This window comes from Pseudomonas sp. MF4836 (genome assembly GCF_002018875.1).
Lineage (GTDB): Bacteria > Pseudomonadota > Gammaproteobacteria > Pseudomonadales > Pseudomonadaceae > Aquipseudomonas.
This window is the reverse complement of record NZ_MVOL01000012.1, coordinates 16,050-30,781: the sequence shown is the minus strand read 5'-3', so window position 1 is coordinate 30,781 and position 14,732 is coordinate 16,050. Positions and strand designations below refer to the sequence as shown.

The window sequence follows — 14,732 nt, the reverse complement described above, 5'->3', positions numbered from 1 at the left end:
CGAACGCGTGTGCAGTGTCACCTACCGCTGGAGCCTTTCATGGATATCGAACTTGCCGATGGCGTGGTCACGCTGCTGGTGCGGCACCGGATCAAGCAGGGCCGCGACCAGGAGTACGAAACCTGGTTGCGCCAGATCATCGCCAAGGCCCGCACCTACCCGGGCCACCTGGGCATTGATGTGGTGCGCGGACACCACGCCGGGCTGGCGCTGTTCACCAGTGTGCTGCGCTTTGCCAGCACCGGGCAGTTGCAGCAATGGCTGGATTCCGACGATCGCCGCGACCTGGTGCAGCAGGCCCGGCCGTTGCTGGCCGATGGCGACCAGACTGAGATCAACGCCGAACGCGAGTTCTGGTTCACTCCGCCTGAATCCGGTGCACCGACTCCGCCACCGCGCTGGAAGCAGGCCTGTGTCACCTTCCTGGTGATCCTGCCGCTGACCTTCCTTGTGCCGCTGCTGTGGAAACCGCTGTTCGCCGGGTGGCCGTGGCTGGGTGGTTATGTCCAGGCCAATGTGCTGATCACCCTGAGCATCGTGCTGTTGGTGGTGTATGTGTTCATGCCCCGCGTGACCCGCTTATTCAGCCAATGGCTGCAAGCGCGGCCCGTGGGCTGATCGTGCCCCAGCACGCCCTCGCAGCCCCTGCGGGTCAAGGTACTGTGCAGGGGGCGCGAGGGTGCACTTTGCCTAGCGTCCTTTCAGCACTTTCGGGTTGGAGTTGCCCCAGACCGTGTACAGGTCGGCCAGCAGGGCGCCGTTGATGGTCTCCAATTCGCCCTGGGTGATTTCCTCATCACCCTGCTTGCCATACAGCACCACTTCGTCCCCGGGCCGGACGCCCTTGATGGCACTGACATCGACCATCAGGGTATTCATGGTGACCTTGCCGATTACCGGCGCGCGTTGGCCATGGATCAGCACCGAGGCCTTGTTGGAAAAACCTCGGCGGTAGCCGTCCGAATAACCGACCGGGATGTTGGCGATCTGCGAGTCCTTGCTCAGGGTGTAGGTCCGGTCGTAGCTGATGGTGCTGCCGGCCGGGTAGGGGTTGACCGCCGCCACCCGCGACTTGAACTGCATGACCCGCTGGAACTCCTGGTGGCCACCCACCGGGTAGCCGTACAGCGCGGCGCCCGGGCGCACCATGTCGAGCCAGCCTTCGGGCACTTCAAGGGTGGTGAAGGTATTGGCGCAATGCAGGGTCAGGCGACTGCGGTCCAGTTGGGCGTGCTCGATCAACCAGGCCGACTGCTCCTTGAACAGCGCCAGGCCATGCAGCACGTCCTCTCGTTCCTCGACCGGGAAGTGGGTCATGATCCCCACCACCTGGAGCCGGTCCAGCCGGGTCATGGCCACGGCCTGGCGCTTACCCTCGACCGTGCTCATTTCCAGGCCGTTGCGGCTCATGCCGGCCGAGTTCAGGGCCAGGTGCACCGACAGCTTTGTCCCGTGCCGATTGGCCAGGGCGTTCATCTGCCGCGCCACCTCCAGGTTGCCCACCAGTTCTTCGAGGTTGTAGCTCAGGGCGCCTTCCATCTCTTCCAGGGTGGCGCTGCGCAGGCGCATCAGGCGCCCGGTAAAACCCTGGGCCCGCGCGACCCTGGCTTCTTCGTTGCTGGCGATACCGATGCAGGACACCCCCATGCGGATCGCCGAGGGAATCAATAACCCGATGCCGGTGCCATAGGCGTCGGCTTTCATCACCGCGCACAGCTGGCTGCGGCCGGCTAGACGCTGCTGGAGTTTGGCGATGTTGCCTTCGAAGGCGGCCTGGTCGATCTCCAGCCAGCTGTTGGCCGGGTTCGCATGGGGGGCGGAGGGCGTGAGCTGTGGGCTGGGGTCCAACAGCGGGGCGGCGTTCAAGGTGCCGCACGCGGTGGCCAGGGTCAGGGCGAGGGCCAGGGTATTGAGGGAGAAACGTTGCATGGCGAGCTTTCCATTCTGTGGGGAAATGAGCCCTATGCGTTGGCAGGCAAGGTCGTGACCAAGTCCATCAGGCACCGAGCGAACAGCCCGGGAATTTTTCAGCAAAGCCGAGGTGGGTTTATGTGGTGTTGGGCGGTGGAGGCAGCGGATAACGCTGTTGATGGCGGGGGGACGACTGCAACTTCGATACGTGCTTAAAAAACAATCAAGCCATTAAAAAGGGGCCACTCATTTGCCGAGTGGCCCCTTGTCATATCAGCCTGGAAAGGCTCGATAGTTGTACTTAACAGAAACGATCGATAACCCGAACTTCCGACTTGTTCTGCAGCGATTGCCATTCAGTCTTCAGGGTTTCAAGTACCTGCCCGATGAAGTCTTTGTCTGCTGCAGCTTTCTTGCCGACATAACCCTGGCCGCGACGGTACATCTTCAGGCGGGCCGCCAGGTCCTGTTGGTGCTGGTCGAACTCTTGTTCATGGGTGTGGGGCGACAGGCAGTCGATATGCACCTGACCTGACTTGGCTATCCACAGAATATGGCTGTCCAGGCTGTCCTTCTGCTTAGCAAAGAGGTGAGCCAGTTCATCAATAGTGGGTTGGTTGTTCAGATTCATTTTATAAGCCCCTTGACCATTTATCGATCTATCTAGTTGAGTCGCTAATTCATGTTGCTACGTCGGTAAGTTGAACCCTGATACCGGAAACAGGGCGACAGAGGGTGTCTGTCGGATACAGATAAGGCCCAGAGCCTGATGCGTGTAGTTGCCTTGATTAACTGCTACGCAATAGCGTCACAACGAGGAGAAGCAGCGCAAACCTGAATGAAGCTGCCGATATTTCCGCCATCGGCCACAAGCATCTTGAAGAGTTCTCGCTAGCGTCTCGTCCTTGTACTGGACGTTCATGCCAGGTCAGTTTCATCAATCTGCCTTGTGGGCAGTACACATCCGGGTCACAGCTCGGCGGTCAGACGAGCTTGCTCATAACACCTTTGCCGCGTCTCCCGATCGGGGAGACGTCTGCATCATGCAAGGGCAAATTCCCCTCGTCAACGGTTTTGTAGTGAAAATTTTAGAGCACTACATATTGTCCGACAAAGCTGGAATGCCATCACCGGCGCGGGCTATCGCAGGCGATGACAGGTAGAATCGCGCCCTTGAAAACGTCTTCTCGAGGTTGCAGCGGTGGATTTACAGCAGGGCTTCGTCCTGACCCGGCACTGGCGTGACACGCCGGCAGGCACGCAAGTCGAATTCTGGTTGGCGACCGACAACGGTCCCCGACAGATCCGCCTGCCCGTGCAGAATTCCGTGGCGTTCATTGCCGCGCAGCAGCGTGAGCAGGCCCAGCGCCTGCTGGTCGATGACCCCGATGTCGAGTTGCGCCCCCTGGAGCTGTGCGACTTCCAGCACCGTCCGGTGCTCGGCCTGTATTGCCCGCAGCACAATCAGTTGATTCGTCTCGACAAGACCTTGCGGCGCGCCGGTGTCGATGTGTTCGAGGCCGATATCCGTCCGCCGGAGCGCTACCTGATGGAGCGTTTCATTACGGCGCCGGTATGGTTCGGCGGCCAGGCGGACGCCAATGGCCTGTTGCTCGAGGCGCAGATGAAACCCGCCCCGCAATACCGGCCGACGCTGAAGCTGGTGTCCCTGGACATCGAGACCAGCGAGCAGGGCGAGCTGTATTCCATCGCCCTCGAAGGCTGTGGCCAGCGCCAGGTGTACATGCTCGGGCGTGCCACGGACAGCGACAGCGCTGTGGACTTCGACCTTGAGTTTTGCGACAACCGCGTGCAATTGCTCGAGCGGCTCAACCAGTGGCTGGCCCGGCACGACCCGGACGCGATCATTGGCTGGAACCTGGTGCAGTTCGACCTGCGGGTGCTGCACGAACATGCCCGGCGCCTGGCGGTGCCGCTGCGCCTGGGGCGTGGGGGCGAGGAGATGCAATGGCGCGAGCACGGCACCCGCACCCATTACTTCGCTTCGGCGGCGGGGCGCTTGATCATCGATGGGATCGAGGCCCTGCGCTCGGCCACCTGGAGTTTTCCGTCCTTCAGCCTGGAGAACGTGGCCCAGACTCTGCTGGGTGAGGGCAAGGCGATTTCCACGCCCTACCAGCGCATGGATGAAATCAACCGCATGTTCGCCGAGGACAAACCGGCCCTGGCCCGCTACAACCTCAAGGACTGCGAGTTGGTGACGCGGATTTTCGCCAAGACCGAGCTGCTGACTTTTCTCCTGGAGCGCGCCACCGTCACCGGTTTGCCCGCCGACCGCAATGGCGGCTCGGTCGCCGCCTTTACCCACCTGTACATGCCGCTGATGCACCGCCAGGGATTTGTTGCGCCGAACCTGGGTGAGCGCCCGCCGGAGGCCAGCCCCGGCGGCTTTGTCATGGACTCGCGGCCGGGGCTTTATGAGTCGGTGCTGGTGCTGGACTACAAGAGCCTGTACCCATCGATCATCCGCAGTTTCCTGATCGACCCGGTGGGCCTGGTGGACGGCTTGCGCCACCCCGGGGACAACGAGTCGGTGCCGGGTTTTCGCGGCGCGCGGTTCTCCCGTTCAAGGCATTGCCTGCCGGCCATCGTCACCCGGGTTTCCGAAGGCCGCGAGCAGGCCAAGCGCGAGCACAACCAGCCGTTGTCCCAGGCGCTGAAAATCATCATGAACGCCTTCTACGGTGTGCTTGGCTCCAGCGGTTGCCGGTTTTTCGATCCGCGCCTGGCGTCTTCGATCACCTTGCGCGGCCACGAGATCATGCGCCGCACCCGCGAACTGATCGAAGCCCAGGGCCACACCGTGATCTACGGTGACACCGACTCGACCTTTGTCTGGCTCGGTCACGCCCATGCCGAGGAGGACGCGACGCGCATCGGCCGCGGCCTGGTGCAGCAGGTCAACCAGTGGTGGCGCGATCACCTGCGTGACGAGTACGGGCTGGAAAGTGCCCTGGAGTTGCAGTTCGAAACCCACTTCAGTCGCTTTCTGATGCCGACCATCCGCGGGGCCGAGGAGGGCAGCAAGAAGCGCTACGCCGGCCTGGTGCTGCACGCCGACGGGCGCGAGGAGATGGTGTACAAGGGCCTGGAAACCGTGCGCACCGACTGGTCGCCCCTGGCCCAGGAGTTCCAGAAGGAGCTCTACCAGCGGATCTTCCACCGCCAGCCGTATCAGGATTATGTGCGCGACTATGTGCGGCGTACCCTGGCCGGCGAGCTGGATCAGCAACTGGTCTATCGCAAGCGCCTGCGTCGCCGGCTCGACGACTACGAACGCAACGTCCCGCCCCATGTGCGGGCCGCACGCCTGGCGGATGAATACAACGACCTGCACGGCCGTCCACGGCAGTACCAGAACGGTGGTTCGATCAGCTACGTGATCACCCTGGCCGGCCCCGAGCCCCTGGAAAATCGCCAGGCCGCCATCGATTACGACCACTACGTGACCCGGCAATTGCAGCCGGTGGCGGATGCGATCCTGCCCTTTGTGCAGGATGATTTCAGCACCCTGATCGGCGGGCAGTTGGGGCTGTTCTAGGCCTCAGTCGACCACGAACAGCTTGACGCCGAGCGCGGTGAACGAGCGATGGGGTTCGGCGTTGTCGGCCACCTGGTAGCTCATGCCGGGGCCGAGTACGAACTGCCGGCCGTCCTCCAGTTCAGTGTGCAACTCGCCCTCCAGGCAAAACAGGATATGGCCCTTGGAGCACCAGTGATCGGCGAGGTAGCCCGCGCTGTACTCGATCATGCGCACTCGGATCGCGCCAAACTGCCGGGTGCGCCAGTAGGCGCAGCCGGTCTCGCCACGGTGTTCGGTAGGCTCGATATCGGACCAGTCGGTGGTGCCAAAAGGGATGCCAGCAATATCCATCGATCACTCATCTGTTCAGGTGTGGAGGGGAAGGGCTCAGTCATCGACCGAGGTGCAGATGCCATTGGCGCCGTGCTTGCCGGTGTAGCTCACGATCACCGAATCATCGTCGGAGAGGCTGATGGAAATCGTCACGTCCGTCGCCTTGGCTTCAAAAAAACGCTCGTTGACGGCACGGGTCTTGGCTTCCTTGCCATTGATCAACACTGGCCCGCCCTGGTCGGCGCTGACCGCCAGATTGCCCGGGCAGTCGACGTTGAATGCCGGAACGCCTTCGGCATGGGCGCCACCGGCGACAAGCAACAGGGTGGCGAGGGAAAGGATTTTTTTCATCGCAAGATTCCTTGAACGCAGATGGACTCTCAAAGCGTAGCGCGTGCCACGTCGGGTGCTCGTTCATCACGCTGAAGCGGTCGTTGCTCAATCACCGCCGCCGCCCCCGCAACCGCCCCCGCCGCAACCACCGCTGTCGCCTCCGCCGTCACTGCTGCCGGAGTCGCCGTCGAATCGGGAGTCGTCACTGCCGAAGCTGGAGCCGGAATCGCTGTCGCTGCTGGAGCTGTACAGCTCGCTGCCGCAATGGACAACCGTGGTCTGGGTGCCGCTCTCGGTCACGCGCTGCAGCGACTGGCAATCGACCACGTAGTGAAAGCCGTTGGCGATTTTCAGCTTGGCATCGAGGGCGAACAACAACGGCAGGCGCGTGGCCTTGCTCGGGTTGATGTTCTCGTCGTGGCAGGCGAACCACCAGCAGCGGCGTAAACCGATGTCGCTTTTTTTCTCGGCGCCCTGGCCCAGCGCCGCCGCCGGCGTGTGATGCAGGAACTGGCCGAAAGCCTTGTCGCAGAACTCCTGATAGTCCCGGGTGTGAAGGATGAACTCATGCCATAGATCGTCGACCACCTGGGACGGCATCGACACATAGCGCTGGCCGCTCTTGAGGTAGGCCATGAAGAACTGGCGCAAGCCCTGGGCCACCAGCTGGCAGTGCTTGAGGTCCAGGTGCGGGTGCTGCGCGCGCAGCGGTTCGAACAACCTGGGCGGCAAGGTGAAACTGCGGATATAGGCTTCGCGGCGCAGCGCAGTCAGGGCTTTCTGGCGCCGCCAAAGCATCGCCAGCAGCACCAGTCCAAGGACAGCAGGGAGAATAAACGGCATGCAGGCGATCCATCAGCCAAAAAAGTGCGCTGACAGTGGCGCAACTGGCGGGATTGTTCAAGAGGTCGGGCCCTGTGCATGCGCAGCATCGGTACACACATGCCTTGAGTCCGCAGCGGCGAGTGCCTATGATTGCGATCAATTCTTATCCGCATTTTCGCGCTTGCCATGAGCTGAGGGTTCCAGTGCCGCCATCTTCCCCCGGCCCGCTTAGGTTGCATCAGGACATCGGCCGTCTTTACCACGATCATCACGGCTGGCTGTTCGCCTGGCTGCGCCGCCGTTTGCGCGACACCGACAACGCCGCGGACATGGCCCAGGACACTTTTCTCTACGTGCTCGGCAAACCCGACCGGGTCGCGGAACTGCGTCAGCCCAGAGCCTGGCTCAGCAGTATTGCCCAGGGCTTGATGGTTGATCGATTCCGGCGGCAGAAGATCGAGCGCGCCTACCTCAATGCCATCGCCTTGCTCCCCGAGCCCGAGCATCCGTCGCCTGAAGAGCGCCTGATCCTGCTGGAAACCCTGACCCAGATCGACGCGTTGCTCGACGGCCTCAGCCCCAAAGTGCGTACCGCCTTCCTGCTCTCGCGCCTTGAAGGCCTGGGGTATCGGGAGATCGCCGAGCGCCTGGGGGTGAGTCAAAGTTCGGTGGAGAAATACATGGCCACTGCGATCCGACATTGCTATCTGGCTCGGGGCCTGATGTGAGCGGATTGCCACGGGACGATATTCCCGAAGCGGTGCTCGACCAGGCGATCCAATGGCTGGTGCGCCTGCAATCCGGTGCGGCCGACCCGGCCATGCACGCCGCTTGCGAACAGTGGCGGCGTGCGCAACCCACTCACGAAAATGCCTGGCAAGCCTTGCAGGTCAACGAGCAGCGCTTTCGGTTAGCCGCGCAACTGACTGCTGGGCTCGCGCGCGACACCCTGGCCAACGCGGCGGCGAGCCACAGCCGCCGCCAGGCCTTGAAGCTGTTGGGGCTGGGGATCTGCGCCAGCGGGCTGGGGGCTGTGGCGATCCAGCAGACCTGGCGCGGGGCCAGCGCCGACTACGTCACCCGTACCGGCGAGCGCCAGCGTTTTCAACTGGTCGACGGCACGCTGCTGCAACTCAATACCCATAGCCGCGCCGACGCTGAGTTCAGTGCCGAGCGGCGTCTGATTATCCTGCGTGAAGGCGAGATATTCATCCGGACCGGCGCCGACACCGACGGGCTCCAGGGGCGTCGGCCGTTCTACGTTCAGACTGCAGAGGCGCGTCTGGAGGCGATCGGTACCGCGTTCAACGTGCGCCAGGAGCCCGGATGCACGCGCTTGAGCGTGGAGGAGGGCACAGTGGCGGTGCATCTGGCCAGTGGCCGGGGGCCGCTGATCACGGCTGGCAACGAGTGCCTGATCCGTGCGGGCAGGGTCGAGCAGGTCCAGGGCAGCGTGTTGCAGGCCAGTGCCTGGACTCGAGGTGCGGTGGTGGCGCGGCAGATGCGCCTGCAGCAGTTGGTCGAGGAGTTGGGGCGCTATCGCACGGGGTGGTTGCTGTGTGATGGGGCGGTGGCCGATTTGCGCATTTCCGGGGTGTTCCAGCTTGAGGACATCGACCGCGCCCTGGCTGGGTTGAGCCAGTCGCTGCCGGTGCGTATCGAGCGCCGGACTCGCTATTGGGTGCGCATTGTTGCGGCTTGAGCGGACGCGACAGAGGCAGACAGGAATAATTATCAAAAAGACTTACGGCTTTTTTCCGCTCCTTCGACAAACAGGAATAACACCTGCCAATCGTAAGGAGCGCTGCATTGAAGTCCCGTTCTGTAACCCCGATTAAAACCCGCCGCAGTCACCTGGCAATCGCCCTGCGCGTGGCTCTGTTCACCCCGGGCGCCGTGTTGCTGGCGGCCCCGTTCTGTGTCCAGGCGGCTGATGCGGTGCAGGCCCGCCCCTATGATGTTCCAGCCGGCAGCCTTGAAGACAGCTTGAACCGGTTTGCCGAGCAGGCGGCCATCAGTTTGTCGTTTGATCCGGCGCTGGTCAGAAACAAGCGCACGGCAGCTTTGCAGGGGCAATTTGCCGTCGATTCGGCGCTCCAGCGCCTGTTGAGCGGCAGCGGCCTGATGGCCAGTCTCGGCAGCCAGGGCACCTGGTTCTTGCAGGCGCTGCCGGCCGGGGCCGTGCAACTGGAGGCGACCCAGGTCACCGGCAGTGCCTTGGGGGCGACTACCGAGGGTACCCACTCCTACACCACGGGGCGCTCGGCGACCGCAACCAAACTGCCGTTGTCGCTGCGTGAAACCCCGCAGTCGGTCACCGTGGTCACCCGCCAGCGGATGGATGACCAAGGCATGAAAAACCTCGATGACGTGCTGCAGAACGCCACCGGTATCACCGTGCTCAAGAACGGCGCCGAGCGTTCGATGTACATGGCCCGCGGGCAGTTGGTAGAGACCCTGCAGATCGACGGCATCCCCACCAATATCAGCAACGCTTACTCGATGGATGCGATCGCCAAACCGACCACCGAGATCTACGATCGGGTCGAGATCGTGCGGGGCGCCACGGGGCTGATGGAGGGGGCGGGTAACCCATCGGCGGCAATCAACCTGGTGCGCAAGCGCCCGACTGTCGAACCTCAGGTGCTGGTGGAAACCTCGGTCGGTTCCTGGGATGACTACCGCACCCTGCTCGATCTGTCGTCGCCGCTCAACGAGCCGGGCACCCTGCGCGGGCGGACGGTGATCAGTTACAACAACGCCAACAGTTACCTGGACACCGCGCAGAAAGAAAACCAGGTGTTCTACGCCATCGTCGAAGCCGACCTGTCGGATTCGACAATGGCGACGCTGGGTTTCACCTACCAGAAGGATCGCAACTCCGGCTACGACTGGTCCGGCCTGCCGACCCAGGAAAACGGTGCGTTTTACCCCTTGTCCCGCTCCACTTCCCTGACCGGCAAGTGGAACCACCTCGACAAGCGCAACACCACGGTGTTCGGTGATATCCAGCATGACTTCGATAACGACTGGAAGCTGGTGTTGGCCGCCAACCAGACCTGGGCCAAGTCCGACTTCCTCGGCAACTTCACGACCAAGGTCGCCAACACCGACAGCAGCTTTCGCCTGCAACCCCGTCATTTCCGCTACAACGACACCCAGACCAGCGTCGACAGCTACCTGACCGGCCCGTTTCAGTTGTTCGGCAAACAGCACGAACTGATCCTGGGCAGCAATGCGCGGATCGACGACTTCGACTACCACGGCGGCAACGACCTGACCTACAACTACGTCTTTGACGTCAACGACCCGGGTGCCTTCAACCCGCCGGCGCCTACGGCCCTGAGCGTCAATAAATGGAAGTACAACATCACCCAGGAACAGCAGGGGGTATACGCTGCCGGCCGTTTCAGCCTGAGCGATTCCACACGCTTGATCCTCGGCAGCCGGGTCAGCTGGTTCAAGAGCGAAAACCTGACCCAGGTCACCACACGCAACAAGAGCGACTACGCGAAAAACCGTCAGTTCACGCCCTATGCCGGCCTGGTTCAGGAGCTCAACCAACAGTTCTCGGCCTACGCCAGCTACACCGAAATCTTCAAGCCGCAGAACAACCTCGGGGTGGATGGTTCGATCCTCGACCCCATGACCGGCAGCAACTATGAGATCGGCCTCAAGGGTGAATTCCTCGATAAGCGCCTGACCTCGGCGCTGGCGCTGTTCCAGACCGACCAGACCGGCCGCGCCGAAGCGATTGACGGTAATGAAGCGGCAACCCTGTGTCCGGCCTTGCCCAACGGCTGCTACCGTGCTTCGGACAAAGTCCGCAGCCGTGGCCTGGATCTGGAGCTGAACGGAGCCTTGAGCGCTGATTGGAACCTGTCCGCCGGCTACACCTACACCCAGTCCAAGTACATCGGCGGCAGTCAGAAAGGTGAGGACTCTTCGGCCTCATCGCCACGTCACCTGTTCAAGGTCAGCACCGACTACCGCCTGCCGGGGGTGTTGAACAAGGCCCGGGTTGGTGGCAGCTTCTATGCCCAGAGCAGCATGACCTATACCGAGGCCGGCAGGTCCTTCAAGATCCAGCAGGATCCCTACACCCTCACCAACCTGCACGCGGTGTACGAGATCAACCAGAATCTGGAAGTGCAGTACAACCTGGATAACGTCTTCGACAAGAAGTACATCCAGACCACCGGCAACACCAATTACTGGAACTTCTACGGCGAGCCGCGCAACTTCAACCTCGCCCTCAGGGCCAAGTACTAGGCAAAAAAACGCCGGGCCAGGCCAAGGTTCTCCTGGCCCGGTGCGGCGTCAAAACGGCCTCAGTTATTGTCGATATCGACATCCTTGGTTTCCCGCAGGCAGATCAGCCCTACGACCAGGCTGACCCCGGTGACCAGCACCGGGTACCACAGACCGTAGAAAATATCGCCGGTGTAGACCACCAGGGCAAAGGACACAGTGGGCAGGAAGCCGCCGAACCAGCCGTTGCCGATGTGATAGGGCAGGGACATGGAGGTGTAGCGGATGCGGGTCGGGAACAGCTCGACCATCAGCGCTGCCAGCGGCCCGTAGCACATGGCCGCGATCAGGATCAGAGCCACGATCAGCACCACCACCATGGTTTTGTTGACGTTCTGTGCGTCAGCCTGTTGCGGGTAGCCGGCCAGGGTCACCGCGCCGCGCAGGGCCGCTTCGTCGAAACCGTCGAGCTTCAACTCACCGACGCTGACCTGTACCGAGCTCCCGGCCGGGGCGGCGACGCTGCTGTAGGGCAGGCCCTGTTTGACCAGGAAGGTCTTGACCTTGTCGCACGGGCTGTCGAATTTGGCCTTGCCCACCGGGTCGAACTGGAAGGTGCAGGTGGCCGGATCGGCGATCACGCTGATCGGTGCCTGGCGGCTGGCCTGGTCGATGGCCGGGTTGGCGTAGTGCGCCAGGGATTTGAAGATCGGAAAGTACAGCGCAGTGGCCAGCAACAGGCCGACCATCAGCACCGGCTTGCGTCCGACCTTGTCCGACAGCCAGCCGAAAAAGATGAAGAACGGCGCGCCGATCACCACGCTGATGATCAACAGCATATTGGCCAGGGCCGGGTCCATCTTGAGGAACTGGGTGAGGAAGAACAGCACGTAGAACTGTGCGGCGTAGAAGGTCACCGCTTGCCCGGCATTGATGCTGAACAGGGCGATCAGCACCACTTTGAGGTTTTCCCATTTGCCGAAGGATTCGCGGATCGGCGCCTTGCTGGCGCGGCCTTGCTCTTTCATTCTGAGGAAGGCCGGCGACTCGTGCAGGCTCATGCGGATCCAGGTGGAAATCCCCAGCAGCACGATCGACAGCAGGAATGGCAGGCGCCAGCCCCAGACTTCGAACTGATCGCCGGTGAAGTAGCGGCAACCCAGCACCACCAGCAGCGACAGCAACAGGCCGAGGGTCGCGGTGGACTGAATCCAACTGGTGTGAAAGCCGCGCTTGCCGGCCGGCGCGTGCTCGGCGACGTAGGTCGCGGCGCCGCCGTACTCACCGCCCAATGCCAGGCCCTGGAGCATGCGCAGCAGCACCAGGATGATCGGTGCGGCGATGCCGATGCTCGAATAGGTCGGGAGCAGGCCCACGGCGAAGGTCGCTACCCCCATGAGGATGATGGTGACCAGGAAGGTGTATTTGCGCCCGATCATGTCCCCCAGGCGCCCGAACACCAGCGCGCCGAACGGGCGCACCACGAAGCCGGCGGCAAACGCCATGAGCGCGAAGATAAAGGCCGTAGTGTCGTTGACCCCGGCGAAGAACTGCTTGCTGATGACGGCCGCGAGGGCGCCATACAGGAAAAAGTCGTACCACTCGAATACCGTCCCCAGGGACGAGGCGAAGATGACTTTGCGGCTGCCTTTGCCAGTGGCGGCGGCCAGGGGCGGGTTCAGGGGCTGAGCGTGGTCTGACATACAGGTGTCCCTCACAGTGATTATTTTTGTTGTTCCACTGCCAACGCCAGTATCGGCGCGGTTAGCGCGTCACAGCTTCTTGGTAGGAGCCGGCGTGCCGGCGATTTGTTCCACGGCCCGGGCTCCATGCTTCGGGTCGTGCTCGCCGGCCAGCCGCTGGTACGGGTCAGGCAAGTTGCGGCTGTTGGCTGATGTTCCGGGTGGCCGGGGCCAGAATCAGCTCGGCGGCTTTTTCGGCAATCATCAGGGTGGGTGAACAGGTGTTGCCCGAGGTGATGCGCGGCATGATCGAGGCGTCGGCGACGCGCAGCCCCGGGATGCCATGCACCCGCAGTTCGGCATCCACCACCGCCTGGCGATCCTGGCCCATGCGGCAGGTGCCCACCGGATGGAAGATGGTGGTGCCGATGCGCGCCGCGGCTTCCTGCAGTTGCTCCTGGCTTTGCAGCTCGGCGCCGGGCAGGTACTCGCTGGGTTTGAACGCTTGCAGGGCCGGAGCGGCGACGATGCGTCGGGTCAGGCGGATGGCGTCGGCGGCCACTCGCAGGTCGTGCGGATGGCTCAGGTAATTGGGCTGGATCACGGGGGCCGCGCCGGCGTCCAGGGAGCTGATTACCACCTGGCCGCGACTCTGCGGGCGCAGGTCGCAGACCGAGGCGGTGAACGCCGGGAAGGCATGCAGCGGTTCGCCGAAGCGCTCCAGGGACAGCGGTTGCACGTGGTATTCGAGGTTGGCCGAGGTCTGTTCCGGCCCGGAGCGGGCAAACGCGCCAAGCTGGCTCGGGGCCATGGACAGCGGGCCACTGCGGTCGTACAGGTAGCGCAGGCCCATGCCCATCTTGCCCCACAGCGTGCCGGCGATCTGGTTCAGGGTGCGGGCGTTTTCCAGTTTGTAGATCAGCCGCAGTTGCAGGTGATCCTGCAGGTTGGCACCGACCCCGGGCAGCTCGTGGGCCACCCCCAGGCCGAGGTGTTGCAGGAGCGACGCGGGGCCAATGCCCGAGCGCTGGAGAATGCATGGCGAACCGATCGAACCGGCACAGAGGATGATCTCGCGGCGCGCCTTGAAGTTGTGCAGCCGGCCCTGGCATCGTGCCCGGACGGCCACCGCGCGGCCGTTTTCCAGCAGCACCCGTTCCACCTCGATGTCGGTGAGCACGGTGAGGTTGGGGCGCTGGCGAATCGGCTTGAGAAAGGCCTTGGCGGCGTTCCAGCGCACCCCGGCCTTCTGGTTGACCTGGAAGTAGCCGCAGCCCTGATTGTCACCGCCGTTGAAATCATCGATGCGAGGAATGCCGCTTTGCTCGGCGGCGTCGCGAAAGGCGTCGAGTATCGGCCACGACAGGCGCTGGCGCTCGACCCTCCACTCACCGCTGGCACCGTGCAAGGGCGAGGCCCCGGCGAAGTGGTTTTCGCTCTTCTTGAACAGCGGCAGCACCTCCTGCCAGCTCCAGCCCGGGTTGCCGTCGGCTGCCCAGCCATCGTAGTCACCGGCCTGGCCGCGCATGTAAATCATGCCGTTGATCGATGAACAGCCGCCCAGCACTTTGCCCCGTGGGTAGCTCAGGCTGCGTCCTTGCAGGCCGGGTTCGGCCTCGGTCTTGAAGCACCAGTCGGTGCGCGGGTTGCCGATGCAGAACAGATAGCCGACGGGGATATGGATCCAGGCGTAGTTATCGCGCCCACCGGCTTCCAGCAGCAGGACCCGGTGTTGCGGGTTGGCCGACAGGCGATTGGCCAGCAGGCAGCCGGCAGGGCCGGCACCGACCACGATGTAGTCGTATTGATCAAAGGCAGGCAGCATCCATGACCTCGTGTGGATTCTTGTTGTG

The 14,732-nt window shown here is 62.8% G+C and carries 12 protein-coding genes; 5 read left to right on the top strand and 7 right to left on the bottom strand.

Annotated features, from left to right (window positions below):
* The first annotated feature begins 39 nt into the window (after positions 1 to 39).
* Complete coding sequence (locus MF4836_RS25025) at positions 40 to 618, top strand: antibiotic biosynthesis monooxygenase (protein ID WP_078472539.1); 579 nt, start codon at positions 40 to 42, stop codon at positions 616 to 618.
* 72 nt (positions 619 to 690) lie between these two features.
* On the opposite strand, the gene alr is transcribed toward MF4836_RS25025, so the two are convergent.
* Both alr and MF4836_RS25015 read right to left on the bottom strand, forming a co-directional pair.
* Positions 691 to 1,929 (bottom strand): alanine racemase, encoded by a 1,239-nt coding sequence (gene alr, locus MF4836_RS25020; protein ID WP_078472538.1) that lies wholly within the window; start codon positions 1,927 to 1,929, stop codon positions 691 to 693.
* Positions 1,930 to 2,212: 283 nt separating this feature from the next.
* Positions 2,213 to 2,542 carry a hypothetical protein gene (locus MF4836_RS25015; protein WP_020298805.1) on the bottom strand — a complete coding sequence of 110 codons (330 nt, stop codon included), beginning with the start codon at positions 2,540 to 2,542 and terminating at the stop codon, positions 2,213 to 2,215.
* A 570-nt stretch (positions 2,543 to 3,112) separates the two neighbouring features.
* On the opposite strand from MF4836_RS25015, the gene MF4836_RS25010 reads away from it, so the two are divergent.
* Positions 3,113 to 5,473 carry a DNA polymerase II gene (locus tag MF4836_RS25010; protein WP_078472537.1) on the top strand — a complete coding sequence of 787 codons (2,361 nt, stop codon included), beginning with the start codon at positions 3,113 to 3,115 and terminating at the stop codon, positions 5,471 to 5,473.
* Positions 5,474 to 5,476: 3 nt separating this feature from the next.
* Here the strand turns inward: MF4836_RS25010 and MF4836_RS25005 are convergent, their stop codons facing one another.
* From MF4836_RS25005 to MF4836_RS24995, 3 genes are all read right to left on the bottom strand, one after another.
* On the bottom strand, positions 5,477 to 5,806 hold the full coding sequence (locus MF4836_RS25005) for a DHCW motif cupin fold protein (protein WP_078472536.1): 330 nt from the start codon (positions 5,804 to 5,806) through the stop codon (positions 5,477 to 5,479).
* Positions 5,807 to 5,842: 36 nt separating this feature from the next.
* Positions 5,843 to 6,139 (bottom strand): hypothetical protein, encoded by a 297-nt coding sequence (locus tag MF4836_RS25000; protein WP_078472535.1) that lies wholly within the window; start codon positions 6,137 to 6,139, stop codon positions 5,843 to 5,845.
* An 87-nt stretch (positions 6,140 to 6,226) separates the two neighbouring features.
* Positions 6,227 to 6,964 carry a glycine-rich domain-containing protein gene (locus MF4836_RS24995; protein WP_078472534.1) on the bottom strand — a complete coding sequence of 246 codons (738 nt, stop codon included), beginning with the start codon at positions 6,962 to 6,964 and terminating at the stop codon, positions 6,227 to 6,229.
* Between the two features lie 185 nt (positions 6,965 to 7,149).
* Here MF4836_RS24995 and MF4836_RS24990 point away from each other — a divergent pair, with 185 nt between their 5' ends.
* The 3 genes from MF4836_RS24990 (at position 7,150) to MF4836_RS24980 (ending at position 11,218) form a co-directional block, all read left to right on the top strand.
* Entirely contained in the window at positions 7,150 to 7,674 is a 525-nt protein-coding gene (locus MF4836_RS24990; RefSeq protein ID WP_238596197.1) for a sigma-70 family RNA polymerase sigma factor, read from the top strand.
* Positions 7,671 to 8,648: a FecR domain-containing protein gene (locus MF4836_RS24985; RefSeq protein ID WP_078472532.1), complete on the top strand. Its 978-nt coding sequence runs from the start codon at positions 7,671 to 7,673 to the stop codon at positions 8,646 to 8,648. Before MF4836_RS24990 ends, MF4836_RS24985 begins: the two co-directional genes overlap by 4 nt.
* A gap of 107 nt (positions 8,649 to 8,755) precedes the next feature.
* Positions 8,756 to 11,218: a TonB-dependent siderophore receptor gene (locus MF4836_RS24980; protein WP_078472531.1), complete on the top strand. Its 2,463-nt coding sequence runs from the start codon at positions 8,756 to 8,758 to the stop codon at positions 11,216 to 11,218.
* A gap of 59 nt (positions 11,219 to 11,277) precedes the next feature.
* Here the strand turns inward: MF4836_RS24980 and MF4836_RS24975 are convergent, their stop codons facing one another.
* Together MF4836_RS24975 and MF4836_RS24970 are read right to left on the bottom strand one after the other, a co-directional pair.
* The gene (locus MF4836_RS24975; protein ID WP_078472530.1) at positions 11,278 to 12,900 is read right to left on the bottom strand and encodes an MFS transporter; all 1,623 of its coding nucleotides are present in this window, start codon (positions 12,898 to 12,900) and stop codon (positions 11,278 to 11,280) included.
* Between the two features lie 166 nt (positions 12,901 to 13,066).
* The gene (locus tag MF4836_RS24970) at positions 13,067 to 14,704 is read right to left on the bottom strand and encodes a GMC family oxidoreductase (RefSeq protein WP_078472529.1); all 1,638 of its coding nucleotides are present in this window, start codon (positions 14,702 to 14,704) and stop codon (positions 13,067 to 13,069) included.
* Positions 14,705 to 14,732: the final 28 nt, after the last annotated feature.